The sequence below is a fragment of the Streptomyces griseus genome (assembly GCF_900460065.1).
Taxonomy (GTDB): Bacteria; Actinomycetota; Actinomycetes; order Streptomycetales; family Streptomycetaceae; genus Streptomyces; species Streptomyces griseus.
This window is the reverse complement of the sequence record NZ_UAVD01000029.1, coordinates 547,101-572,304: the sequence shown is the minus strand read 5'-3', so window position 1 is coordinate 572,304 and position 25,204 is coordinate 547,101. Positions and strand designations below refer to the sequence as shown.

Genomic DNA, 25,204 nt, shown 5'->3' with positions numbered 1-25,204 from the left:
CGGACTATACTCTCCGCGTATACATGGAGGGTATAGCCGCGCGGCGCGGGGCCCGGCACCGCGCGGAAGGCCCCCATGCAGACCAAGGCACTGGCCCCCGAGTACCAGGGTGCGCTCACCAAGATGTCGGTGAACGCCTCCCTCACCGACGTACTGGCCGAGGGAGTTCGCCACCTGAGGCAGGCCGAGCTCTCCGGATCGCAGGAGGAGGTGGCGCGTTCGGGTCTGGCCGTGGCGGAGGCGCACCGCAGGCTCGGGCAGGTCGCGGAGGCCGACCGGGCCTGGAAGGCCAGCTACCGGGCCGCGCGGACGGCCGGGAACACCGGTGCGATGGCGTGGGCGCTGTGGAGCGGGGGCACGCTGGCACGCCAACGCGGTTCGCTGCGCCTCGCGTTCAGACTGCTCGGTCTCGCCGCGGAGCTGGGGAAGCGGGGCGGTGACGTGGTCGCCCGCGGATACTCGCTGGCGGGCCTCGCCGAGACCGGGCGGATCCAGGGCGACTACGCGACCGTCGCGACGCTGCACGAACAACTGCTGGCCGAGGCCCGTGCCCGGGGCGAGGCCCGGCACACCGTCTGGGCGCTGGAGGGCATCGCCCAGATCCACCGCAACACCGGTTCGCTGGACACCGCGTTGGAGATGTTCGAGGAGGCGGCCGTCCTGGCGGGCGACGCGGACGACCGGCGGGGCCGGGCCTGGGCCCTGCGCGGCATCGCCGACATCGTCTCCCTGCGGGACGGGGCGACCGGCCGCGCCCTCGATCTGCTCTCCGAGGCCGAGGTCACCTGCCGCGAGATGAACCTCTCCAGCGCCCTCGCCTACAACCACAAGATGCGGGCCAACGTGTTCTTCCGCGCCGGGCGGTACGAGGAGGCGCGCGAGGTCTACGAACAGGCGCTCGGCGAGTTCCGCGCGATGGACGAGCCGCGGGGCGAGGCGCTGGCCTCGCTCGGCCTGGTCAAGGCGCGGGCCAGGCTCGGCCGGGACCGTGCGGCCACCGCCTCCGACCTGGACGGGCTGCGCGACAGGCTGAGCCGGATCGGGCTGCTCAACGCCCAGGAGATGGTCGAGAAGGCGTACGCCGAGCTCGGTGTGGAACCGGCCTCCGCGAGCGAGCGGGACGGCCGCCGATGACGCTCTCCACGACCAGCCGGGCGAGCGCTCCGCAGATACTGGACCGCTGCCGCGAACTGGTGCGGCCGGCCCTGGTGGAGTCGGTGGGACGGCTGCATCCCTGGCACGCGGAGACGGCGGCCTTCTCGCTGGGCTGGACCGGGACCGGCGGCGAGCCGGCGCCCGGATCGCAGGGCAAGGGGGTCCGCCAGGCGCTCGCGGTGCTCGGCGCGGAGGCCGCGGGCGGCAGCGGGGCGGACGCGGTGCTCGGCGCGGTGGCCGTCGAGCTGATCCACACCTTCTCCCTGATCCACGACGACATCATGGACGGGGACGAGACCCGTCGTCGCCGTCCGACGCTGTGGAAGGCGTACGGCACGGGCCCGGCGGTCCTCGCGGGGGACGCGCTGTTCGCGCTGGCCGTCTCCACGCTGGCGGAGGCTCCGGGCCCCGGCGGTGCGGCGGCGGTCCGGCAACTGGCGGGAGCGCTGGGCGACCTGGTGCACGGTCAGGCGCAGGACCTGCTCTTCGAGTCCCGGCCGTGGACCGGGCCCGGGGCGGTCCTGCCGCACGAGTACCGGTCGATGGCCACCCACAAGACGGGCTCCCTGCTCGGATGCGCCGCCGCCCTGGGCGCGGTGCTGGCCGGGGCCCCGGCCAGCACCGTCGAGGCGCTGGACCTGGCGGGTCGGCACGTGGGGGTGGCGTTCCAGGCGGTGGACGACCTGCTCGGGATCTGGGGCGATCCGCAGGTGACCGGGAAGCCGGTGCACAGCGATCTGCGGCGGCTCAAGAAGACGTACCCGGTGCTCGCGGCCCTGTCCGCCGATCACCCGGCGGCCCGGCGTCTGGACGCGCTGCTCGCCTCCGCCGGGCCGCTCGACGACCCGGCGGCGCGCCGTGCGGCCGAGTTGATCGACGAGGCGGGCGGGCGGCGGGCGACGGTCGCCGAGGCGCACGAGCACCTGGCCGCGGCCCGCGCCTGTCTGGACCGGGTGCCGCTGGCAAGGAGCGCGCGGAGGGATCTGCTGACGCTGATCCCGTACCTCGTGGACCGCACCGGCTGATCCGTGGCCGCCCGCCGGAGATCGGCGGGCGGCCGCCGTCCCGTGTACGGCATGATGGGCCCGGGCGGGCCCGCGCCCGGGCACCGTCCGCGACGACGTGAGGACTCCCCCGGCATGACCGCCCTCCCCGCCCCGGTCACGGCGCTGCTCGTCGTCGACGTACAGTCGGCCTTCGTCTCCGGGGACGCCGCCGTGCCCGACGCGGCCCGGCTGCTGGACCGGGTGACGGATCTGGTCGGGCGGGCCCGGGAAGCCGGGGCGCTCGTCGTGCACCTGCAGAACGACGGCCCGGCCGGCACGCCCGACGAGCCGGGGACGCCCGGGTGGGAGCTGCACCTGCCGGTGCGCACCGGGCCGGCCGAGACGGTGATCCGCAAGACCGAGGACGACGGTTTCGAGGAGACGTCGCTGGAGGCCGAGCTGACGGCGGCGGGCGTCCGGGCGCTCGCGGTGTGCGGGGTGATGTCGGAGATGTGCGTGCTCGCCACCGCCCGCCGGGCCCTGGAGCTGGACTACCGGGTCGTGCTGCCCCATGACGCCCACGCGACGTACGACATTCCGGCCGCTCCGGACATCAGCGACGTGGTGCCGGCGGCGATGGCCTCACGGGTCGCGGAATGGGCTCTGGGCGACGAGGTGGAAATCGTGGCGCGCGCCGGACACGTCTCTTTCGCCGCTGCGTTCACCACCACGAGAACGGCCTAGCCCTCCGATAGATGGTGCCGCCATCCGGTGCGGCGATCGGCGCAGTACGGCAGGCCGGAAAAACGCTGACGATATAAACGGCGGGATGGGCGCGGAACACCTGCGCCATTCCGTACGGGGACTCTCCGCAAGCCCTTTCACCGGCTGTCCGTGAAAAGCCCGTGGGCATGCGCCGATCTGCTGCGCGACCACCCGAACGGCCCTCGTTCCGCCGTCATCCCCCTGTGGTCGTATGAGCGAGTCACGCGCACGATTTCGCCACAACTCTGCCAAAGTGCACTTCGGCTTTACTCACCGGATTGAGCGAAGAGAGCCGTGCGTGCTGCACATGCGTCGTACCGAAGAACGCCCATTGACGGTCCTTCATTTGGTTCAGCCCGTGGACGGCGGAGTGGCCCGGGTCGTCACCGATCTCGTCAGGGCCCAGGCCGGGTCGGGGCTGCGTCCCGTGGTGGCCTGCCCGCCCGGGAGCCCGCTGGCCCTCGGGGCGGCGGCCGCGGGGGCCGAGGTCCACGGCTGGTCCGTCACCCGTGCCCCCGGGCCCCGGCTGGCCGGTGAGGTGGCCGCCGCGCGCCGGATCGTGCGCGTGAGCCGCCCGGACGTGGTGCACGCCCACAGCGCCAAGGCGGGACTGGCCGGCCGGATCGCGGTCCGCGGCCGGATCCCCACCGTGTTCCAGCCGCACGCCTGGTCGTTCGAGGCGGTCGGCGGTCGCACCGCGGGCCTCGCTCTCGGCTGGGAGCGGTTCGGCGCACGGTGGGCCGATCACATCCTGTGCGTCAGCGAGTCCGAACGCCGCACCGGACAGGAGGCGGGCATCACCGCCCGCTGGTCGGTCATCCACAACGGCGTCGACCTCGACCGTTTCCGTCCCGGCGGAGGCGGGGACCGTGCGGAGGCCCGCGCCTCGCTGCCCCTGCCGCGCGGGGCCGACGCGGACGCCCCGCTGGTCGTCTGCGTCGGCCGGCTGACCCGGCAGAAGGGACAGGACGTGCTGCTGCGGGCGTGGCGCCGGATGCCGGTGGCCGGGGCCCGTCTGGTGCTGGTGGGCGACGGGCCCGACCGGGAGGGACTGGAGGCGTCGGCCCCGCCGGGCGTGCAGTTCACCGGAGCCCGCGAGGACGTACGGCCGTGGATCCGCGCGGCGGACGTCCTGGTGCTGCCCTCCCGCTGGGAGGGCATGGCGCTGGCCCCGCTGGAGGCCATGGCCTGCGGGCGCCCCGTCGTGCTGACCGACGTGAACGGGGCGCGGGAGAGCCTGCCGCCCGGCCACGAGGAGCACTGTCTGGTGCCTCCGGAGGATCCGGAGGCCCTGGCCGCGGCGCTGACCGCCCTGCTCGCCGACCCGGAGCTGCGCGCATCGCTGTCCCGCCGGGCGCTGCGTCACACCCGGTCGGCCTTCGACGTCCGACGGACCGCGGGGGCGGTCGCCGGTCTCTACCAGGAACTGGTCGGCATGTCCGGCCCCACGAGGAAGCGCACCGAGCGATGACGATGGAGAGCACACCGGTTCCCGGCGCTGGTCGGGCGACAGCCGTGCAGGCTCACACGGTTCACCCGCCGCGAAGAGGCGGCGGCGGCGCCCGGGCGCAGCCGGGCGAGCGTGGCGCCTCCCGGTACGGCCGTCTCGCGCCGCTCCTGTGCGCGGACGCGCTCGCCCCGGCCGTGACGTTCACCCTGGTCGTCCCGGCCCCGTGGCCCTGGCCCCTGGTGGCCGTCCAGGCGGTGGCGCAGGTGCTGATCTTCGCCCGACGCCGCCTGTACGGGATGCGGCTGTCCCCCTCGGCCCTCTCCGAACTCCCCGCTCTCCTCGGCCTCACCCTCCTCCAGTGGTACGTGACCATGGAGGTGCTGGCCCTCTGGGCGCCGCAGCAGGCGATCGGCTGGGCGGTGCTCGCGTACGGGGCCGCGACGCAGACCGTGCTGACCTGCGCCGGACGCGCGGCCGTGTACGCGGCGCGGCGACGGGCCGCCGTCCGCCGCCCGCTGTCCACGCTGGTGGTGGGGCAGGGGCCGTCGGCTCGTCAGGTGACGGCCGCCCTGTACGACCACCCCGCCTACGGGCTGCGGCCGGTCGGGCTGGTCGCGCCGGCGGCGTCCGGGGACGAGAAGCAGCCGACGGGTTCCGACTCGGCGCCGCTGCCGGTTCTGGCCTCGGCGCAGGAGGTGGGGCGGGCCGTCGTCCAGAACAGCGTCCGGCACGCGGTGTTCACGGCCCCGCCCGAAGCCACCCCGGACGGACCCGCTCTCTTCACGCTGCTCACCGGCCACGGCTGCCGGGTATGGCTGGTCACCGGCCCCGGCGCGGTCGCGGGGGTGCCGGCGGATGGCCGCCCCGATCAGCTGTGGGGCTTCACCGTGCGGCCGCTGCACGACGGCACGAACCGTCCCGTCGGCCACCGGGCGAAGCGGGCGATGGACGCCGCCCTGGCCGCGGTCGGTCTGCTGCTGGCGGCCCCGGTGATGGCGGCCTGTGCCCTGGCCGTTCGGCTCTCCGACGGGCCGGGCGTGATCTTCCGTCAGGAACGCGTCGGCCGGCACGGGCGCCCCTTCGTCCTGCTGAAGTTCCGCACGCTGCGTCCCGCCGACGTCCAGGAGTCGGCCACCCGCTGGAACGTCGCGTCCGACGGGCGGATGAGCCGGGTCGGCCGGGCGCTGCGCCGAACCTCCCTCGACGAGTTGCCGCAGCTGTGGAACGTGCTGCGGGGCGATATGAGCATGGTCGGCCCGCGCCCCGAACGCCCCTTCTTCGTGGCACAGTTCAGCCGTGTCCATCCCGGCTACCAGGCCCGTCACCGGATGCCCGTGGGCATCACGGGGCTGGCCCAGGTGAACGGGTTGCGGGGCGACACCTCCATCGAGGAGCGGGCCCGCTTCGACAACCACTACATCGAGACCTGGTCGCTGTGGCAGGACGCGTGCGTGCTCGCGCGGACCGCGGGTTCCCTGTTCCGGCTCGGAGGCAGCTGATCATGGCCGCTGTGCTGACCCCGCCCGCGCCGTCGGCGGCGGCCGGGCCCCGCGCGACCGTGCGCTTTCCGTGGAGCGGCTTGCGGAGCCGTTGGCCGCTGCTGCCGCTGGTCGCCACCGTCCTGCTGCCCGCCCTGCCCTCCGGGGCCTGGGGCGGGGCCGGTCCGGCCGATGTGGCGTCCGCCCTCGCGGTGCTGGTGTGCGCGGGGCGGCTGCTGTATCTGCGGCAGCGTCCGCTGAGCGGCACGGCCCCGCTGGTCCTCGGCCTGCCCGCCGTGGGCTTCGCGGTGGCCACGGTCACCGCGGCGGACCCGGCGGCGGCCCTGCCGGGGCTCGTGCGCTACCTCCAGGTCTTCGTCCTCGTGCCGACCGCCGTGTACCTGCTGCTCCGGGACGCCCACGGGTTCCGGATCGTCGCCGGCTCGCTCGCCCTCCTGGCGGTCGTCCAGGGCGTCACGGGCGTCCACCAGTACGTCACCGGCACCGGCGCCTCCTACATGGGCGAGGACATCCGGGCGGTCGGCACGTTCGGGCCCAGCGACATCATGGGGATGGCGACCGTCGTCGCCTACGGGCTGCTCGCCGCCGCGGCCTGCGCCCTGCGGGCGCCGCGGAACGCCCCGGGCCCGCTGCGGCCCTGCGCCGCCGTCCTCGCTGTCGCGCTGGTCGTGCCCCTGACGCTGTCGTTCAGCCGGGGCGTGTGGGTCGCCACGGTCGCCGCGCTCCTCGTCGTCCTGGCCCTGGCCGGGCGGCGGCAGGCCCTGACGGCGCTGGCCGTGCTGGGCGCGGCCGGGGTGGTCCTGGTCGGCGGGCTCGGCATCGGCTCCGAGATGATCGCGGACCGGGCCGCCAGCGTGACCCGGGTGACCAGCACCCCCGACCGGTCGGTCAGCGACCGCTACGCGCTGTGGGGCGCGGCGGGCGCGATGTGGCGGGAGCGGCCGGCCACCGGGGTCGGCCTCAAGGGCTTCCCCGCCCACCGTGACGGACACGCATCCATCGGGCTCTCCTCCGGAAGCGACACGGCCGGGGCGGGCCAGGAGTTCCGGCGGCAGGCGCTCCTCTCCCCGCACAACATGTATCTCCTGGTCCTCGGCGAGCAGGGCCTCATCGGTCTGACCGCGCTCGTCGGCAGCTGGGCGGCGCTCCTGGTCGGCGCGGTCCGCAGACTGTACGTCGCACGCTCCCGCGGACACGCGGCCGTGGACTGCGGGCTGGCGGCGGTGGCCCTGATGACCTGGCAGAGCGTCAACTTCCTGTACGCCGACATCGGCGGGCCCACCACGGTGCTGAGCGGGATCGTGCTGGGGCTGGCCGCCTGGTGGGCGCTGGCCGGGCCGGACCGGGTGAGCACCGTATGAGCGACGCCGGCACCGGGACGGGCACGCGGGCCGGGGCGCGTCCGGCACACGCGGCGGCCCCGCCGCCGCTGCCCGCCCCGGGGGGTGGGGCCGAAGGCCCGCTCTCCCCCGGGACGGGCGGCGGCGAGGCGCCCCGGCTCGGGTCCTTCCTCGCCCGCGCGGCGGCGGGGACGGCGGTGCTGACCGTGCTGGGGGCCGTCCTCGGTCTGGTGCGGGACCAGGCCATCGCCCGGTACTTCGGGGCGAGCGACGCGAGTGACGCCTTCCTGATCGCCTGGACCGTGCCCGAGATGGCGGCGACGCTGCTGATCGAGGACGGGATGGCGCTCCTCCTGGTCCCCGCGTTCAGCCTCGCCCTGACCCGGCGGGCGGCGGCCGGGGAAACCCCCGGATCCGACCCCGTACGCGATCTGGTGGCGACCACGCTCCCCCGGCTGTTCCTCCTGCTCTCCGGCGGCGCGGCGCTGCTCATCGCGGGCGCCCCGTGGGTCGTCGGCCTGCTGGCCCCGGGGCTGGCCGATCCGCGGCTCGCCGTGGACTGCACGCGCCTGACCTCGGTCACCGTCCTCACCTTCGGGATCACCGGCTACTTCAGCGCCGCGCTGCGGGCGCACCGCAGCTTCCTGCCGCCCGCCGGGGTCTACGCCGCGTACAACCTCGGCATCATCGGGATGACGCTCGCGCTGCACGCGGCCTGGGGGGTACGGGCGGCGGCGGTGGGGGTCGCGGTCGGCAGTGTGCTGATGATCCTGACCCAGCTTCCCGTGTTCCTGCGGCTGGTGCCGCTCGCGCGGCCCCGGCCGCCGAGGTTCCGACGGGGTCGGCGCGCGGCGCGGACCGCTCCGCTGCTGGGGTTCGCCGTGCTGGCCCCGGTGGTCCTGTTCGTGGTGAGCCGTCAGTCCCAGGTGCTGGTGGAGCGGTTCCTGGCCTCCACGCTGCCGGCGGGCGCGATCTCGCATCTGAACTACGCGCAGAAGGTGGCGCAGATGCCGATGGTCCTGTCGCTGATGATCTGCACGGTGACCTTCCCCGTGGTCGCGCAGGCCATGGCCGCGGGAGACCGGGAGAGGGCCCGGCTGCGGGTCGAGCGGGACCTGGCGCTGGCCGGGATGGTGGTGCTGCTCGGTACGGCGGTCGTCCTCGGCTACGCGCCGCAGATCATCGAGGTCCTCTTCCAGCGCGGCGCGTTCGACCCCGCCGACACCGCGTCGACCGCCCAGGTGATGCGGGTGTACGCGCTGGGGCTGCTCGGCCACTGTCTGGTCGGGGCGCTGAGCCGGCCGTTCTTCTCGTCCGGGCGGCCCACCTGGTTTCCGGCGTTCGCCATGGGCACCGGGCTGCTGGTCACGACGGGGGCCGGGTACGCCCTGACGTACCGCTTCGGCGTGGACGGCATCGCGACCGCCAACGCGCTCGGGATCAGCTCGACGGCTCTGCTGCTGCTCATGGGCCTCGGCACCCGGGTGGTGCCGATCCGGGCGCGGGCCGTGGCCCTCTCGCTGGGCCGGCTCGCCGGGGCGTCGCTGGCGGCGGGCGCGGCCGGCTGGGCGTGCGCTCCCCTGGTGCCCGACCCGGTGCTGAGCCTGGCCGTCGGCTGTCTCCTCGTCCCCGCCGTGTTCTTCCTGACCGGGCTCGCCCTGCGTTCGCCCGAGGTCGTCTCCCTGCTGGCACTCACCCGACGGAGGTTCCTTGATGGCCGCTGAATCCTCGGCACACCGCGCCGACGCTCCCTCGTCCCGGCCCCGCCCGCACACCCGCCGTCAGCCCTGGATCCTCACCTACCACTCGGTGACCGACCCGAGCGACGATCCCTACGGCATCACCGTCTCCCCCGACCGCCTCGACGAGCAGCTGTCCTGGCTGCGCAGCCGGCGGCTGACGGGGGTGGGGGTCGCCGAGCTGCTGCGCGCGGGGGACGCGGGGCGGCGCGGCCTGGTCGGGCTGACCTTCGACGACGGGTACGCGGACTTCCTCGGCGAGGCGCTGCCGGTGCTGCGCGAGCACGGCTTCCGGGCGACGGTCTTCGTCCTGCCGGGCAGGCCGGGCGGCGTCAACGAGTGGGATCCGCTCGGCCCGCGCAAGCCGCTGCTCAGCCACGACGACGTCCGGCGGGTCGCCGCCGCGGGCATGGAGGTCGGCTCGCACGGTCTGTACCACCGGGATCTGACGGCCCTTCCGGACGAGGAGCTGCGCCGGGAGACCGCCCGCAGCCGGGAGCTGATCGGCGAGCTCACCGGGTCGCTCCCGGAGGGCTTCTGCTACCCGTACGGCATCCTCGACCGCCGGGTCACCGAGGCCGCGCGCTCGGCGGGCTACGGCTACGCGTGCGCGCTGGCCCCCGGCCCGCTGCTCAGCCGGTTCGCGCTGCCCCGCACCCACATCAGCCAGGCGGACCGGGGGGTGCGCCTGTGGGCGAAGGACCTGCGGCACGGGCTGCGGCAGGTGGCGGCCCCCGGTGCGGGCGCCCGGGTCGCCGCACCCGTGCGGACGGGCGGCCCGCGGTGAGGGCGCTGCACGTCATCACCGGGCTCGGGGTCGGCGGCGCCGAGCGGCAGTTGCGGCTGCTGCTGCGGCACCTGCCGGTGGAATGCGATGTGGTGACGCTCACCAACCCGGGGGCGGTGGCCGAGGAGCTGCGGTCCGACGGCATCCGGGTCACCCACCTCGGGATGCGCGGCAACCGGGATCTGTCGGCCGTCGGCAGGCTGGCCCGGCTGATCCGGCAGGGCCGCTACGACGTGGTCCACACACACCTGTACCGGGCCTGTGTCTACGGCAGGATCGCGGCCAGGATCGCCGGGACCCGGGCCACCGTCGCCACCGAGCACTCCCTGGGGCGGGCCGAGATCGAGGGCCGCCCGCTCACCCGGTCCGTGCGGGCCCTCTACCTCGCGACCGAACGCCTCGGGGCGGCGACCGTCGCCGTCTCCTCCACGGTGGCCGGCCGGCTGCGGGACTGGGGCGTGCCGGCCGACCGCATCCGGCTGGTGCCGAACGGCATCGACGCGGACCTGTTCCGCTTCGACGCGGGCCGCCGGGCGGCCGTGCGGGCGGAACTCGGCATTCCCGGCGGGGCGTTCGTCGTCGGCGGGGTCGGGCGGCTGGTGCCGGGCAAGCGGTTCGACGTACTGATCCGCGCGGTCGCCGCCCTGCCGGAGGCCCGTCTGCTGCTGGCCGGGGACGGTCCGGAGGCCGGGGCGCTGCGGGCGCTGGCCCTGCGCCTCGGGGCGGTGGACCGGATCCGGTTCCTCGGGGAGTGCGACGAGCACGGGGACGGTCCGGTCCCGGGTGTCCCGGCGCTGCTGAGCGCCCTGGACGTCTTCGTCTCCACCTCCCGCGAGGAGTCCTTCGGACTCGCCGCCGTGGAGGCGCTCGCCGCCGGACTGCCCGTGCTCCACGACGCCTGCCCGGCCATCGACGACCTGCCCGCCGCCCATGCCCCCTCGGCCACCCGGATCGCCGGGAGCCCCGAGGAGCTGACGGCCCGGCTGCGGCAGCGGATACAGGCCGCGACCGCCCGGCAGCCGCCGCCCCGGGCCGTCGGCCACTACGACATCAGGCGCAGCAGCGAGCGCCTGATGGACGTCTACGCGTACGCCCTCGACACCGCCCCACCGAACCGGAGAGCCCTCTCATGACCGACTCGCCCGAGCAGCAGCGACACATCACCGTCCGTCGGCTGCGCACCGCCCTCGCCCGGCTGCCGCACTGGTGGCCGCTGCCCGTCTGCGTACTGATCGGCACCGCGTCCGGGCTCTCGTACGGTGCGCTCGCCGCGGACCGGTACGAGGCCACCAGCTATGCGATGGCGGTCGCCGAAGGGGAGACGGACCCCTCGGCGGCCCTGGGGTACGCCCAGTCGTACGGGCGGCTGACGACGAGCGACGCGACGCTCTCGTACGCCCAGGGCGCGGCGGGCGAGCCGGTGCGCGAACTGCGGTCCCACGTCCGGTCCGAGACCTCTCCCGACTCGCCGATGATCGCGGTGACGGGCACGTCCGAGGACCGGCGCAGGGCGGCCGACATCGCCAACGCGGTCATCGAGGCCGTCATCGTGAGCAGCGGCCACGTCGCCGACGACACCGGGGTGAAGCTGATCAAGTTCACCCATGCGATGACGCCGGACCGGCCGGTCTCGCCGTCCGTGCCGCTGGGCGGCGCGGTGGGGGCCGCGACGGGCGGGCTGCTGGGCGGCCTCGTGCTGCTGGTCCGGCCGCGCCGGGCGGCCCGGCCCGTGGCGGCGCAGGTTCCCGGTCCCACGGCCGGGGGCGGCGTCGCCCAGGACGACCGGGAGCTCGTCCGATGACGGGGCGCCGGGCGGGCGGCCTCGTCGTGACCCTGTGCCGGGACTTCGGGGAGTTCGGCGCCCTCGCCGGGGAGTGGGACGCGCTGCACCGCCGCTGCGCCACCGCGACCCCGTTCCAGAGCCACGCCTGGCTGCACTCGTGGTGGATCTCCTACGGTCAGGAGGGCCGGCTGCGGGTGCTGCTGGTCCGCCGGGCGGGGCGGCTGATCGGGGCGGCGCCGCTGATGCTGGTGCACCGTCCGATGCCGCTGCTCGTCCCGATGGGCGGGGCGATCTCCGACTTCTTCGACATCCTGCTCGACGAGGAGGAGGCCGGGTACGCGGTGGGGGCGCTGGGGCGGGGTCTGGACCGGGCGGCCCGGCACACCGTGGTGGACCTGCGGGAGGTCAGGCCCGACGCGTCGGCGCAGTTGCTGTTCGGGCGGTGGGCCGGGGCCCGGAGCCGGCTCACCGACTCGACGTGCATGGAGCTGCCGGCCGAGCCGCTGGGCGATTTCGTGGCGGGGCTGACGGGCTCGCGGGGTCAGCGGCTGCGCTCCAAGCTGCGCAAGGTCGAAGCCCTGGGCGTCGAGGCCCACCGGGTCCCGCGGGACGGGGTGCCCGCCGCGATCGGCACGCTGCTGCGGCTGCACGAACGGCAGTGGGAGGGCCGGGGGGTCAACCCCGAGCACCTCCGGTCGCGGTTCTCGGACCACCTGGTCCGGTCGGTGGGTCGGATGGTGGGGGACGGCACGGCGGCCATGACCGAGTTCCGGCTGAACGGCGCGGTGGTGGCGTCCAACCTGTCGTTGCAGTCCGGCCGGCTGACGGGCGGCTACCTGTACGGTGCGGACCCGGCGCTGCGCGAGCGGAAGGTCGACGTGTCGACGATGCTGCTGCGCGAGGTCGCCCAGCAGGCTTCGGACGGCGGCCGGACGGTGCTGAGCCTGCTGCGCGGTGCGGAGAGCTACAAGAACCACTGGGGGCCGGTGCCCGTGGTCAACCAGCGACTGCTGCTGGCGCGGCCGGGCCTGGAGCCGCTGCTGCGGCTGCGCGAGTCGCAGGTGGCCGTACGGGAGCGGGCCGTGGAGACCGTGAAGGCCCGGTTCCCGGCGGCGCGGGACTGGCACGAGCGGTTGTCGGGGCTGCCGGTGATCGGGCGCTGACGCGCCGGGCGTACGCCGGACAGGTGCGTCGGAGATATCACCTATGGGCTGATCCGTTACCGTCCGGCCTCTGCCGCGTTGTCAGGGGGTGCGGGCCTCGCGTCCGCAGCACACCCCCTAACTGTTCTAGGAGTTCCGAATGTCTCGTATGACGAAGGTCGCCGCAGTCATGGCCGGTACCGGCGCCCTGATCGCCGGCGGCGCCGGCATGGCCTCCGCGGACGCGGGCGCGCAGGGCCTCGCCGCCGGCTCCCCCGGCGTCGCTTCGGGCAACGCCGTCCAGGTGCCCGTGCACGTGCCGGTGAACCTCTGCGGCAACACGATCAACGTGATCGGCCTGCTGAACCCGGCCTTCGGCAACACCTGCGCCAACGTCGACGCGGGCCACCACGACAACGGTGGCTACGGCTACGGCCGCTGATCTCCCGTCGTTCCGGAACGGCCGGCCCCCTCCTCGCGGAGGGGGCCGGCCGTTCCTTCGTCCGGGCTCAGGCGTAGCGGTAGGTCCTGCTGTGGTCGAGGAGCTTCCTCGGGGTCACGCCCCAGGGGGGCATCGCCTCGTCGAGGCCGAAGACGTAGTCGCGGTCCCGGCTCGGCGAGGCGGGCTTGCGACCCGGCCGGTAGGCGGAGTCCGGGTGCGCCGTGCGCCACCGGTCCCACAGCAGGTCGATGAAGGAGTGGTGGAGCCAGAACACCGGGTCCTCGGGGGAGGCGGCGCCCGCCATCGGGCCGCCGACCCACTGGTGGACCCGGTTGTGGAGGCCCACCCCGCGTACGCCCTGGATCCCCCATCCCTCGACGCGGTTGCGGAAGCCCTCGGAGCAGACGCTGTTCCAGGGCTCGGTGTCGTAGACGGGGTCCTTGAGCGCCCGCGCCAGGTCGCCCTCAGTGGGGAGGGAGACCGGGTCACGGCCGGGTCTGCCGAAGTTGCGGGTGAGGTAGTGCTCGTCGGTGACGCCCCTGCCGACGCTCCAGTTGCCCGCGCCGTAGGCGAACGCCCCGGTGGTGACCTGGCGGTCGCCGGTCCTGCCGTTGCCGCCGAGGAAGTCCTCCGCCCAGAGCGACGAGGTCGGCTTGTTGTCCTGGGTCCAGTCCCAGTAGGGGACGCTGACGCCCGCGTCGACGCCCCGGAGCGCCTTCTCGAACTCCAGCAGGTACTGGCGGTGCCAGGGGAAGAACGAGGACGTCATGTGCGCCGGGCGCGGTCGCCGCTCGGTGTCCATGACGTAGTACTCCCGGTGCATGACGACGAAGTCGTCGTAGCGGCCCGAGCGCTTCAGTTTCAGGATCGCGTCGACGAGTCGGCGCTTCTCGGTGCGCGTGAGGTCGCGCTGGTTCTTGCGGGTGTACACCGGTGCTGCTCCTCCTGGTTCACATGCGGTGCGCGGCGGGGTGCGCGAGTCGGGCGGCTCCGAGCTCGTCGACGGCGGCACGGGCCGCCTCCAGCAGCGTCGGGTACGACTCGTAGTGCCGGACGTCGCTCAGATAGGTGCCGTCCGCCCGCCTCATGACGTGCAGGGGCCTGCCGTCGATGCGGACCTCGGCGCCCGGTTCGGCGGCGATCGCGACCCGGTCCTCGTCCGCGGCTCCGGCGGGGACGACCGCGGTCGCCGTCGCCCGGATCTCCCGGCCCCGGTACATCTCGGCGAACTCGTCGGCCGTGCGCACGGGACGGGGCGCGGGGCCGGACGCGGGCGCGGCGGGGGCGGGCCGGGCCTCGGCGGCCGGCCCGCGGTCGAGCAGCGGGAACAGGGCGCCCGCGGTGCCCGTGACCACTGCGGCGGTGAAGGCTCCGCGCAGGACGATCCGGCGGGAGGGAACGCGGGTGCCGCCCGGTTTCGCGGGGGTGGGGCTCATGAGGTGACTACCTGCCTCTCGTTGACTCGCCTCGTCGATTCGTTAACTCGTCCGAGGTGCTTCTGATGGCGATGTTGACAACGAGGCGATGGCGAAACGGTTCTCGTACGTGGGGCGTACGGAGCACTCGGGCCGCGTCCGTTCCGTCAAACGCGTGAGGGTGGGGGCCCATCGGGAGTGACGGGCCGCGTCGACGGTGCTCCTCGCGGCCGGCGGCCGGACCATGGCCTGGCGAACCGTGGAGGTGATGGACATGACCGTTCCGTACCAGTTGTCCGAGGGCCGTGTACTGCGCGCGGCGGACGTCGATCTGGCCGATCCGGCCTTCTGGCGGCTGCCCCGGCCCGTGAGGCTCCGGGCCTTCGCCCTGCTGCGGGAGTTGGAGGAGCCGGTGCTGTTCACCCCGCGGGCCGGTACCGCGCGTACCGCAGGGAAGCCGTTCCGCGCCCTGGTGCGCCACGCGGACGTGCGGACTGCGAGCCGCACGCCGCAGGTGTTCGCGAGCGCTCCGGGGGTCACCACGCCGGAGCCGGCCGGCTGGGCCAAGGCGCTGTTCGGGAACTCGATGGTCAACATGGACGGGCCCGAGCACGCGGCGCTGCGCCGGATCATCTCGCGGCGTTTCACCCCCCGGCTGCTGGCGGAGGCCGAGGAGAACGTCGGCCGGCTCGCCGGGCGGCTGGTGGACGAGCTGATCGCCGAGCGCCCCCGGGACTTCATGCCGTCGGCGGCCTCGCGGCTGCCGCTGGAGGTGATCTGCGACCTGATGGGCGTCCCGGCGGCGTACCGGGCGCGGATCGCGGAGCAGATCGACCACGCATCGGAGCACGTCGGCGTCGAACGCCGCGGCCGGGCCCGGCTGCGGATTCCCGGTCGTGGACTGGCGTCGCTGGCCAGGATGCAGTTCGTCATGGGACGGCTCGCCCGGGAGCGGCGGCAGCGCCCCGAGGACGACCTCGTATCGGCGCTCGTCAACGCGGACATCGACGGCGAGGCGCTGTCCGGGCGGCAACTCGGCGCCTTCTTCTCGCTGCTGCTGGTGGCCGGGGTGGAGACGACCCGCAACGCCATCGCGCACGGACTGTTCCTCCTCGACCGGCATCCGGAGCAGCGGGAGCTGCTGCGGTCCGACTTCGACCGGTACATCGATGGCGCCGTCGACGAGATCGTGCGGCATTCGACGCCGATCATCCAGTTCCGCAGGACGGTCGCCGAGGAATGCGCCCTGGGCGGTCGTACGTTTCTCCCGGGGGAGAAAGTCGCTCTCATCTACGCGTCGGCCAATCGCGACGAGACGGTTTTCACCCATCCGGACCGCTTCGACATCACCCGGTCGCCCAATCCCCATCTGGGATACGGCGGCGGAGGTCCGCACCACTGTCTGGGAGCGCATCTGGCACGGCTCGAAATGACGGCCCTCTTCCGGGAACTGATTGCGCGTCGTCCCGTCATGCGCGATCTGGGAGATCCGGACCTGGTGGACTCGAATTTCGACAACCGCGTCGGCTCGCTGCCCTTCACGTTCGGCCCCACATTCACCTGATCGGCACGCCCGCAACGCCGAATACGATAAATGGACTCCTGCGCATGCCCCGGGTGCACGATGATGCGATTCTCTCCCTATCGGGCCGAACCGGCCGGAATTCACCGCAGCCAGGAGGAGTAATGCCGGCTAAGCGCCGTCTCATCGTTTCGTGCATCGCGGCGGCTGCTCTCAGCCTCCTGGCGGGTGGCGGTATCGCGGGTCAGTCGCCACCGGGCGCCGATTCCGTCGACGGCGCGGCCCCCGGGGCGCCGAGGGCCGCGAGCAGCACGGCGCACGGCGCGTATCTGGACTACGGGCCCGCCGGGGTCAGCAGGATGGCCGAGCTGTCGCGCTGGCTGGGCGGGGCGGAGCTGCGGGTGGGGCACACGTACCTGCCGGGCGATCTGTGGGTGAACATCGAGGGGGCGCCCGACTTCCTCGACGCCTGGGCCGACTGGAGACAGGCGGACCCGGCACGGATGTTCGTCCTGAACGTGCCGATGCTGGAGCGCAACGAGGAGCGGGTCCCGGACGCCGAGGTCCGCACCCTGCTGCGGGCGGGCGCGGCCGGGGAGTACGACCAGCACTTCAGCCGGCTCGCGGAGCGGCTGGTGGAGCTGGGTGTTCCGGACACCGTGATCGTGCTCGGGTGGGAGATGAACGGCACCACGTACACCCATCGGTGCGGCCCCGATCCCGCGTCGTGGAAGGCCTACTGGCAGCGGATCGTCACGGCGATGCGCGCGGTGCCCGGCCAGGACTTCCGCTTCGACTTCACGCCGAGCCGGGGCCGGGACGCCGTGCCGTGGACCGAGTGCTACCCGGGCGACGACGTCGTCGACATCATCGGGATGGACTCCTACGACCAGCCGCCCGGCGAGACCTTCGACGACCAGGTCACCGACCCGTACGGGCTCCAGAAGCACGTCGACTTCGCCGCGGAGCACGGCAAGCCCATCTCGTTCCCGGAGTGGGGGCTGTTCCGCAACGGCGACAACCCGGAGTACATGCGACGGATGCTGGAGTGGATCGACCGGCACAAGCCGCTGTACCAGACGGTGACGGACTACTGCCCGCACGGCGTCTGGCAGTGCAAGAGCAATCCGCGGTCCTCCAGGGTGTTCCGGACGATGCTGACCGAGATGGCCGCGCCGGCCGCGCCCACGCCCAGCCCGGCACCGACTCCCACCCCCACTCCTCCCCCCACCGCAGCGCCGACGGTTCCGGCGCCCTCCCCGACGGTCGAGCCGTCCGTGGCGCCTTCCCCGGCGCCGCCGGCACCCACGGAGCCGGCGGCCGGGGCGCCGACCGTCCGTGAGTGGTGCGTGCCGGTCCCGTTCGGCGACTGGCTGGGCCCGTGGCTGCGGGAGCGCGAGATCTGCTTCCGTTACTGATCCCGGGCATGGAAACGGCTCCGGCCCTCCTGTCGGGGCCGGAGCCGTCCACCCACACGGGTCCAGCGCGGGGCAGGTGGACAAGCAACCGCTCGTCACCCCCACCAACGCGGACCCGGCCCGCTCCGTCACGCCGCCGAACGAGGGACAGCCCGCACCGGGCGCGGTCCGGGGTGACGAGCGACCATGGAAACCTACAGAGGGTGGTGAGGTGCAATGGCATCCGCCGACGAGGGCTCCCCGGCGGAGCCCGGCCCGCTGCCCTCCGGGGACGGGCGGGAACCGGTGCGGACGACCGACGGTGCCGCGGCGGTGATCGCCGGGGACGGCACGGTCATCGGCTGGACCCGCGGGGCCGAGGCACTGCTCGGGTATCCGGCGGCCGAGGTGGTCGGCCGGTCCGCCTCCCAGCTGCTCGCGGGGCCCCCGGACGCCCGGCGCACGGCCGCGGTGGCCGCCCGCTGCCGGGCCGGTTCGGGGTGGAGCGGGCTGGTCCCCCTGCGGGCCCGGGACGGCCGGTCGCTGGACATCGACGTACGGGTCACCGCCTCGTTCCTGATCGCCGGGCGGGAGGGCTTCCTGGTGTCCGGGCGGGAGCTCACCCCGCACTGGACGATGCGCGGGTCCGTGCTGGACGACTTCCTGACCCGGTCGCCGGTGGGAATGGCGGTGCTCGATCCCGAGCTGCGCTATCTCTGGCTGAACGACACCCTGGAACGGTTCGGCGGCGTGCCCCGGGAGCAGCGTCTGGGGCGGCGGCCGGGCGACGTGCTGCCCGAGGCGCTGGCGGCGCCCATCGAGCGGCTGATGCGGCAGGTCCTGTCGACCGGCGAGGCGATCACGGACTACGAGTACCTGGGCTGGAGCTGGGCCGATCCGCACCGCCGCCGGGCGTACGCCAGCTCGTTCTTCCCGCTCGCCGACGCCCGCGACCGGCGGATCGGCGTCGGCTACATGGTCCTCGACGTCACCGACCGGTGGAACGCGCGTCGGCTGCTCTCGCTGGTGAACGAGGCCGGGGCGAGCATCGGCAGCACCTTGGACGTACAGCGCACGGCGCAGGAACTCGCCGACTTCGCGGTGCCCCGGTTCGCCGACTTCGTCTTCGTCGACCTGCTGGAGAACCCGTTCGGCGGCGACCGGCGGGGGGCGGTGGCGCCCGCCGAGGGCGAGCGGCCGGCCATGCGCCGGGCGGGCATGAGCTCGGTGCGGGAGGGCTGCCCGGAAGCGGTCGTACGGGTCGGGGAGACGGTCGACTTCGTCCCGCCGCCGCACGACGCGCACTTCCTCCTCGACGGCGACCCGGTCCTGCTCCCGGCGCTCGACCCGGACAGCCACGGGTGGACGGTGGAGCAGCCGGCACGGGCCGCCCGGCTCAGGGAGTTCGGGCTGCACTCGTTGATCTCCGTGCCGATGCGGGCGCGCGACACCGTGCTGGGGCTGACCACCTTCATGCGGTCGCGGAATCCGGTGCCGTTCGACGAGGACGACGTGGCGCCCGCCAGGGAGCTGGTGGCGCGCGCGGCCGTGTGCGTGGACAACGCCCGCCGCTACACCCGGGAGCACACCGCGGCGCTGGTGCTCCAGCGGAGCCTGCTGCCGCACACGCTGCGCGGTGGGACGGCGCTGGACGTGGCGTCGTCGTACCTTCCGGCGGACGCCAAGGACGGGGTGGGCGGCGACTGGTTCGACGTGATCCCGCTGTCCGGGGCCCGGGTGGGCCTGGTCATCGGCGATGTCGTCGGGCACGGCATCGGGGCCGCCGCGACCATGGGACGGCTGCGCACCGCCGTGCAGACGCTGGCCGACATGGACCTTCCCCCGGACGAGCTGCTGGCCCGCCTGGACGATCTGGTCCTGCGGCTCAGCGAGGAGGAGGGCGCGGGGGGACCGGCGGAGCGGGGCGGGACGACGGTGGTGGGGGCCACCTGTCTGTACGCCGTCTACGATCCGTCGAACGGCTGCTGCACGATGGCGCGGGCCGGTCACCCGCCGCCGGTGATCGTCACGCCGGACGACGGGGTCCACTTCCCCGACCTGCCCTCGGGGCCGCCCCTGGGACTCGGCGGGCTGCCCTTCGAGGCCCTGGAGATCGAGCTGCCCGAGGGAAGCCTCCTCGGCCTCTACACCGACGGGCTCATCGAGGGGGCCGACAAGGACCTCGAACGCGGCATGGAGCGGCTCGGCCGGGCGCTGTCGCGGGCCGGGGTGCCGCTGGACGAGCTGTGTCCGGCCGTGGTCGGGGAGCTGGTGCCCGTGCCGCAGCCGGACGACATCGCGTTCCTCCTCGCCCGGACGCACCGCCTGAGCCCCGAGCACCTGGTCTCGTGGGACGTGCCCGTGGACCCCGCGGCGGTCGGCGAGACCCGGGCGAAGGTCTCGCGCCGGCTGGAGGCGTGGGGGCTCGCGGAGCTGTCGATGACGACGGAGCTGATCGTGAGCGAACTCGTGACCAACGCGATCCGGTACGGCGAGGGGCCGGTACGGCTGCGGCTGCTGTTCCAGTCGGCGCTGACCTGCGAGGTGTCCGACGCCAGCAACACCTCGCCGCGGCTGCGGCACGCCAGGACGACGGACGAGGGCGGGCGCGGGCTGTTCCTGGTCGCTCAGCTCGCCCATCGATGGGGCACGCGCTACACCCCCCGGGGGAAGATCATCTGGGCGGAGCAGCCTCTCCCCTGATCCGGCCCGCCCCACGGGGCGCCCGGCACCCCCGGGACCGCCTTCAAGGACCCCCCTCGCGGGCGAAGAGGCGGGTCAGCGGGCCGCCCGCCCGGATCAGCTCGTCCCAGGTGCCCTCCTCGACGATGCGCCCGCCGTCCAGGACCGCGATCCGGTCGGCCCTGCGGACCGTGGCCGGGCGGTGGGCGATGACCAGGGTCGTCCGGGTGGCGGAGTCGGCGGCGAGGGCCCGGGCCAGCTCCGCGTCGCCCCGGTGGTCCAGATGGGCCGTGGTCTCGTCCAGGACGAGTACGCGCGGGTCGCTCAGCAGCCCCCGGGCCAGGGCCACCCGGGCGCGCTGGCCGCCGGACAGGGTCGCGCCGCGCTCGCCGACGGCGGTGTCCGGGCCGTCGGGCAGGGTGTCGGTGACGGGGTCGACGCCGCAGATCCGGGTCACCGCGGCCAGTCCGTCCGCCGTGGCGTCCGGACTGCCCAGGCGGAGGTTCTCGGCGAGGGTGCCGTGGAAGAGCGGGGCTTCCTGCCCCACCACGGACACGGCGGCGCGGAGGTCCTCGTCGGTGAGGTCCCGCAGGTCCACGGGGTGGGCCGGGGCCTCGGGCACCAGCTCCACCGCGCCGGCCTGCGGGTCCCAGTAGCGCGCCAGGAGGTGGGCGCAGGTCGACTTGCCCGCCCCGGAGGCTCCGACGAGGGCCACGGTCTCCCCCGGCCGGACGGTCAGGTCGAGGCCGTCGAGCACGGCCGCTCCCCCGTAGCCGAACCGGACTCCGCGCAGCCGCAGACCGAGCGGTCCCGGCGGTACGGGGCGGGGGTCGGCGGGGGCGGGGGCTCCGGCGGGTGCGTGCAACGCGGCCCGGACCCGTGCGGCGGCGGCGCGCAGACCTCCGGCCCGGCCGAGTGCGGCCGCCGATTCGGCGACCGGGGCCAGGGCTCCCAGGGCGAGCGCCATGGCGGCCGGGGCCCACGCCCCGTCCAGTCGTCCGGCGGAGGCCGCGTGGGCGGCGGCGGCGACGACCCCGATGACGGCGGCGACGACCAGCAGGTCGCGGGTGGCTCCCGCACCGGTCTCCCAGGACTGTTCGGCGCGCTGGGCGCGGGCGAGCCGGCGTCCGGCGGACCGGAGCCGGGCCCGCCTGCGGTTCAGCGCCCCCGTCATCAGGAGTTCACGCAGTCCGTCGACGCTCTCCACGGTCTCGGACGACACCTCGGCGAGCGCGCTCCGGGTACGCGCCCCGCGTTCGGCCCGTCCGCGCGCCTCGAACAGCGGCGACCAGATCAGCAGGAGCGCGGCGGGCACGACGGCGAGCAGCAGCCAGGGCCCGAGGGCCGCCAGCACGGCGGCCGACACCGCGAAGACCACGCCGGAGGCGAGGAGTTGGGCGATGGCGTGGGCGTAGAAGAACTCCAGTGCCTCGACGTCCCCGAGGGCGGTGGCCGCGAGGTCGCCGCTGCGCCGGCCCGCGATCCGGGCGGGGGCGCTGCGGGCCAGCCCGTCGAAGACCCGGACGCGCAGTTCGGCGAGGACCCGGTAGGCGAGGTCGTGCGAGAGGTCCATCTCCCGCCAGGTGGCCAGCGCCCGGAGGAGGACGAGCCCGATCAGGACGGCGACGGTTCCCTGGGCGGGCGGGCGGTGCTCCGTGACCGCCGTGCCCACCGTGTGCGCGGCCAGGGTCACGAGGGCGACCAGGGCCGCCTGGTCGACCAGGGCGGCCAGGCAGGTGCGCAGGACGGTGGCGCGGTGCGCGCCGAGGACCGGGAGCAGCGAGCGCAGGGCGCCGGTCGCGGCGTCGTCGGTGGCGGCGGGGCCGGGGGGACGCGCCGGCTCCGCCGGGGCCGTGGTGGGGGTCATGCGGCGTGGTCCTCCTGTGCGGTGCGTCCGGCGGCGACGAGCGAGGCGTACACGCCGCCGCCCGCGAGCAGGGTGGTGTGGTCGCCCGCATCGGCGACTCGGCCCGCGTCGAGGACGACGATGTGGTCGGCGTGGCGTACGGCGTCGAGGCGGTGGGCGACGACGACGCAGGTGCGTCCCCGGCCGGCCGCCGACAGTTCCCGCACGATGCGGGCCTGGCCGCGTTCGTCGACCGCGCTGGTCGCCTCGTCCAGGATCAGCACGGGGGCGTCGGCCAGCAACGCCCGGGCCAGGGCGAGCCGTTGGCGCTGTCCGCCGGAGAGCGTCGCGCCGCGTTCGCCGACGAGGGTGGCGTATCCGTCCGGCAGCCGGGAGATCTCCTGGTCGATCCCGGCGGTGCGGGCGGCGGCGCGCAGTTGTTCCTCGGTGGCCGCCGGGCGGGCGATCCGCAGGTTCTCCGCGATGGTGGCGTGGAAGAGGTAGGTGTCCTGCGAGACGACGGCGATGCCGCGGCGCAGTGAGGCGAGGGTGTACGCCGCGGTGGCCGTCCCGTCGACGGTGAGGCTGCCGCTGTCCGGGTCGCGCTGCCGCAGCAGGAGGCTCAGCAGGGTCGACTTGCCCGCCCCGGACGGGCCGACGACGGCGGTGGTGCGCCCGGCGGCGGCGGTGAAGGTGACGCCGTCGAGGGCGGGGCGCATGCTCCCCGGGTGGGTGAAGCGCACGTCCTGGAAACGGATTTCGGGCGGGTTTTCCCAGGCGGCGGCCAGGGCGCCCCGGTCGGGCACGGTGGCCTCGGCGGTGCGCAGGGCGGCGATCCCGTCGGCCGCGGACACTCCCAGGTAGCCCGCGTGCCACTCGCGGGAGAGGTCGCGTACGGGGCGGAAGCACTCGGAGGCGAGGAGGAGCAGGAGGTAGGTGCCGGTGGCGGCGGTACGGCCGGTGGCCGCCGACGAACACGCCACGAGGACGGCGGCGGCCGTGCCGCCCTGGACGGCCAGGTCGGTGAGGCCGGTGTCGACGAGCGAGACCCGGAGTTTGGCGACGGTGCTCCGGTGCAGGGCGGTCGACCGGCGCTCCAGCCGCTCCCGTGCGCGGCCCACCGCACCGGTGGCGCGGAGGGTCGGCATCCCCTGGAGCGCCTCCAGGTAGTCGGCGGCGAGGGCTTCGTAGGAGTCCCAGTGCTCCTTGCCCCGCCGCGCGAGGAGCCGGTCCCACCAGCGCGGCCCGAACAGGGCGAGCAGCAGGGCGGGGCCGAGGGCGAGGGCCGCGTACGGCTCGACGAGGGCGACGGCGACGAGCAGCAGCGGGGGGACGGCGCAGGTGATGAGTGCTTGGGGCAGATAGCGCGAGACGTACGCGTCGACGCCCTCGACCCCGTCCACCAGCGTGGCGCGCACGGCTCCGGCGCGCGCACCCGTGATCGCGGTGGGGCCGAGGGCGCCGAGGCGCTCCAGGAGGGTGTCGCGCAGCCCGATCCGTACGGCGGCTCCCGCCGTGACGGCGGTCAGGCGCTGGGCGCGGCCGAGTCCGGCACGGACCAGGACGACGGCGATGACGGCGGTGAGCAGCGGGGCGAGGGCGGCCGTCTCGCCCCGGGCGATCCGGGCGAGCACGAGGGCGAGCAGGACCGCCTGGGCCAGGTGGGTGGCGGTGACGGCCGCGAGCAGTGCGGTGGCGAGGCCGAGCGGGCGGCGCGCGGTCTTCGCGGCCCGCAGGAGTTCGGGGTGGAGCATCATGGGCGTTCTTCCTCGCCGGGCGGGGTCGCGGGGGCGGCGGATGCCGTGGGTGGGGTGGTCGCTGCGGGGGCTGAAGTGGCGGCGGCCGTGGCCGCTGTCGTGGCTGGGGTGGCTGCTGTCGTCGGGGGTGCGCCGAGGGCCAGGCCGTGCACGATCCATTCGCGTCCAGGGGTGCCGCCGAGGGCCGCGCCCAGGTCGGCCTGTTGCCAGGAGCCGATGGGGCGCGAGCGCAGGCCCAGTGCGGTGGCGTGCGCCTGGGCCGCGCCGACCGCGTATCCGGCGGCGAGGTGGCTGCTGCGGACGGTGGCCCGGGGGGCGTCCTCGGGGCACCCGTGGGCCAGGAGCACCGCGCCTGCGGTACCGATCCAGTGCTGGCCCGCGGCCCAGTGGGCGAGGGTGGGACGCGCGTCGCCCACGGCGCGGACGGCGAGGCCCGGCCTGCCGGGAGCCGCGGCGTACAGGCCCGGGGTGGCGCCGCCCAGGGCCACGGTCCAGGCGGGCCCCTCCGGCAGCACCCTCTCCGCGGTGGCCAGGATCCGAGACAGCAGCTCCTTCTCGGGCGGCCGGTTCAGGTCCTCGGGCGGGGCGCTCCGGCGCGTCAGGAGATCCTGGTCGGTCGGCTCTCCGGTGCGCGGGGCCGGGTGCCAGGTGCCGTCGGGTCGCCCACGCACTGCGGCGATGTGGTGCAACAGGTGCCGTGCCGCGGCGAGTCCACGGGGCGGGGTGGCATCGGCGCCGGGTTGTGGCGTCGGGGCTGAGGCGCGGGACCGAGCAGCCCAGGCGCTCAGCGGCGGTCCGGCTTCGACGGGACTGCCCGGATGCGTCAACCGTACGGCCGCGAGCGGTAGTTCCGGCTCGGTGCCGGGCCAGACGTCCTGCCACTCCGGGGCCTCGGGGAGTCCGGCCGCGGCGGACAGGAGGGGGCCGTCCGCGTCGAGGGAGACCAGCACGTCGGCGGTCGTGGCCCCGGCCAGCGCGAGGGCGGCGGCGGCATGCCCCGTGTCGAGGAGCAGCAGCGGCCAGGCCCGGTGGCCGTAGTGGGCGACGGTACGGGACGCGGCCACGGTGAGGACGGCGAGAGCTCCCGGGGGTATACCGTCGGGGGCCGGACCGCGCCGGTGGGCGCGGTGGGCGCGCGGGTCGTAGACGTAACGTCCGGGCGGCAGCGAACATCCCGAGCCGAGCAGCAGATGGGCGCGCACCGGGTGCAGAGCACCCGCCGAGGGGACGGGACGCAGCCGGCCCGGTGTGCCTGCGGGCGCGGCCAGCGAGAGCCGCAGCACACGGTCCAGGTCGATCGCGGTCCCGGGCTCGCCGGCGTAGGGAGTTACGGGGCCGTTCCACGGGAACGGGCGCTCCGGAACGTACGGGGAGAGCTCCGGAGCACGCGGCGACCGGGCGTCCGCGAGCGCCTCGGGCAGGAGGTCCGGTGCGGCGGGCAGGACGGTACCCGCCTCGCGACCGGGCGCGGCGGCTCGCTCCGGCGTATCGGGCATG

The 25,204-nt window shown here is 74.9% G+C and carries 20 protein-coding genes; 15 read left to right on the top strand and 5 right to left on the bottom strand.

Going from position 1 to position 25,204, the window contains the following annotated elements; translation table 11 throughout:
• Positions 1 to 75 precede the first annotated feature (75 nt).
• The 12 genes from DTB53_RS22325 (at position 76) to DTB53_RS22270 (ending at position 13,088) form a co-directional block, all read left to right on the top strand.
• Positions 76 to 1,134, top strand: a complete 1,059-nt coding sequence (locus DTB53_RS22325; RefSeq protein WP_012377850.1) for a tetratricopeptide repeat protein — start codon at positions 76 to 78, stop codon at positions 1,132 to 1,134.
• Positions 1,131 to 2,180: a polyprenyl synthetase family protein gene (locus DTB53_RS22320; protein ID WP_012377851.1), complete on the top strand. Its 1,050-nt coding sequence runs from the start codon at positions 1,131 to 1,133 to the stop codon at positions 2,178 to 2,180. Before DTB53_RS22325 ends, DTB53_RS22320 begins: the two co-directional genes overlap by 4 nt.
• A 114-nt stretch (positions 2,181 to 2,294) precedes the next feature.
• Complete coding sequence (locus tag DTB53_RS22315) at positions 2,295 to 2,885, top strand: cysteine hydrolase family protein (protein WP_012377852.1); 591 nt, start codon at positions 2,295 to 2,297, stop codon at positions 2,883 to 2,885.
• Between the two features lie 328 nt (positions 2,886 to 3,213).
• Positions 3,214 to 4,377: a glycosyltransferase gene (locus DTB53_RS22310; protein ID WP_042498070.1), complete on the top strand. Its 1,164-nt coding sequence runs from the start codon at positions 3,214 to 3,216 to the stop codon at positions 4,375 to 4,377.
• The gene (locus DTB53_RS22305; protein ID WP_012377854.1) at positions 4,374 to 5,855 is read left to right on the top strand and encodes an exopolysaccharide biosynthesis polyprenyl glycosylphosphotransferase; all 1,482 of its coding nucleotides are present in this window, start codon (positions 4,374 to 4,376) and stop codon (positions 5,853 to 5,855) included. Before DTB53_RS22310 ends, DTB53_RS22305 begins: the two co-directional genes overlap by 4 nt.
• Before the next feature lie 2 nt (positions 5,856 to 5,857).
• Positions 5,858 to 7,216 carry an O-antigen ligase family protein gene (locus DTB53_RS22300; RefSeq protein ID WP_012377855.1) on the top strand — a complete coding sequence of 453 codons (1,359 nt, stop codon included), beginning with the start codon at positions 5,858 to 5,860 and terminating at the stop codon, positions 7,214 to 7,216.
• A complete protein-coding gene (gene murJ, locus DTB53_RS22295) occupies positions 7,213 to 8,919 on the top strand; it encodes a murein biosynthesis integral membrane protein MurJ (protein WP_012377856.1) in 1,707 nt (568 codons plus the stop codon). Before DTB53_RS22300 ends, murJ begins: the two co-directional genes overlap by 4 nt.
• Positions 8,909 to 9,721: a polysaccharide deacetylase family protein gene (locus tag DTB53_RS22290; protein ID WP_003964386.1), complete on the top strand. Its 813-nt coding sequence runs from the start codon at positions 8,909 to 8,911 to the stop codon at positions 9,719 to 9,721. Before murJ ends, DTB53_RS22290 begins: the two co-directional genes overlap by 11 nt.
• Positions 9,718 to 10,854: a glycosyltransferase gene (locus tag DTB53_RS22285; RefSeq protein WP_012377857.1), complete on the top strand. Its 1,137-nt coding sequence runs from the start codon at positions 9,718 to 9,720 to the stop codon at positions 10,852 to 10,854. Before DTB53_RS22290 ends, DTB53_RS22285 begins: the two co-directional genes overlap by 4 nt.
• Complete coding sequence (locus tag DTB53_RS22280; RefSeq protein ID WP_012377858.1) at positions 10,851 to 11,522, top strand: YveK family protein; 672 nt, start codon at positions 10,851 to 10,853, stop codon at positions 11,520 to 11,522. The genes DTB53_RS22285 and DTB53_RS22280 overlap by 4 nt, the downstream gene beginning before the upstream one ends.
• Positions 11,519 to 12,667: a GNAT family N-acetyltransferase gene (locus tag DTB53_RS22275; protein WP_012377859.1), complete on the top strand. Its 1,149-nt coding sequence runs from the start codon at positions 11,519 to 11,521 to the stop codon at positions 12,665 to 12,667. Before DTB53_RS22280 ends, DTB53_RS22275 begins: the two co-directional genes overlap by 4 nt.
• 139 nt (positions 12,668 to 12,806) lie before the next feature.
• Positions 12,807 to 13,088 carry a chaplin gene (locus DTB53_RS22270; RefSeq protein ID WP_003964390.1) on the top strand — a complete coding sequence of 94 codons (282 nt, stop codon included), beginning with the start codon at positions 12,807 to 12,809 and terminating at the stop codon, positions 13,086 to 13,088.
• A 67-nt stretch (positions 13,089 to 13,155) separates the two neighbouring features.
• Here DTB53_RS22270 and DTB53_RS22265 read toward each other — a convergent pair whose 3' ends face one another.
• Both DTB53_RS22265 and DTB53_RS22260 read right to left on the bottom strand, forming a co-directional pair.
• Positions 13,156 to 14,019, bottom strand: coding sequence for a tyrosinase family protein (locus DTB53_RS22265; protein WP_003964391.1), 864 nt, complete (start codon positions 14,017 to 14,019; stop codon positions 13,156 to 13,158).
• Between the two features lie 19 nt (positions 14,020 to 14,038).
• A complete protein-coding gene (locus DTB53_RS22260; protein WP_042495453.1) occupies positions 14,039 to 14,524 on the bottom strand; it encodes a tyrosinase family oxidase copper chaperone in 486 nt (161 codons plus the stop codon).
• 253 nt (positions 14,525 to 14,777) lie between these two features.
• On the opposite strand from DTB53_RS22260, the gene DTB53_RS22255 reads away from it, so the two are divergent.
• From DTB53_RS22255 to DTB53_RS22245, 3 genes are all read left to right on the top strand, one after another.
• Positions 14,778 to 16,067: a cytochrome P450 gene (locus tag DTB53_RS22255; RefSeq protein WP_042498075.1), complete on the top strand. Its 1,290-nt coding sequence runs from the start codon at positions 14,778 to 14,780 to the stop codon at positions 16,065 to 16,067.
• A gap of 122 nt (positions 16,068 to 16,189) precedes the next feature.
• Positions 16,190 to 17,443, top strand: a complete 1,254-nt coding sequence (locus DTB53_RS22250; RefSeq protein WP_012377862.1) for a glycoside hydrolase family 26 protein — start codon at positions 16,190 to 16,192, stop codon at positions 17,441 to 17,443.
• Between the two features lie 216 nt (positions 17,444 to 17,659).
• Positions 17,660 to 20,125, top strand: coding sequence for a SpoIIE family protein phosphatase (locus tag DTB53_RS22245; protein ID WP_012377863.1), 2,466 nt, complete (start codon positions 17,660 to 17,662; stop codon positions 20,123 to 20,125).
• 43 nt (positions 20,126 to 20,168) lie between these two features.
• Here the strand turns inward: DTB53_RS22245 and DTB53_RS22240 are convergent, their stop codons facing one another.
• From DTB53_RS22240 to DTB53_RS22230, 3 genes are read right to left on the bottom strand one after another with little or no spacing between them, the layout of a single operon-like run.
• Positions 20,169 to 21,971 carry an ABC transporter ATP-binding protein gene (locus DTB53_RS22240; RefSeq protein ID WP_012377864.1) on the bottom strand — a complete coding sequence of 601 codons (1,803 nt, stop codon included), beginning with the start codon at positions 21,969 to 21,971 and terminating at the stop codon, positions 20,169 to 20,171.
• A complete protein-coding gene (locus DTB53_RS22235) occupies positions 21,968 to 23,707 on the bottom strand; it encodes an ABC transporter ATP-binding protein/permease (RefSeq protein WP_012377865.1) in 1,740 nt (579 codons plus the stop codon). The genes DTB53_RS22240 and DTB53_RS22235 overlap by 4 nt, the downstream gene beginning before the upstream one ends.
• Positions 23,704 to 25,203, bottom strand: a complete 1,500-nt coding sequence (locus DTB53_RS22230) for a nitroreductase family protein (protein WP_042495456.1) — start codon at positions 25,201 to 25,203, stop codon at positions 23,704 to 23,706. Before DTB53_RS22230 ends, DTB53_RS22235 begins: the two co-directional genes overlap by 4 nt.
• Position 25,204: the final 1 nt, after the last annotated feature.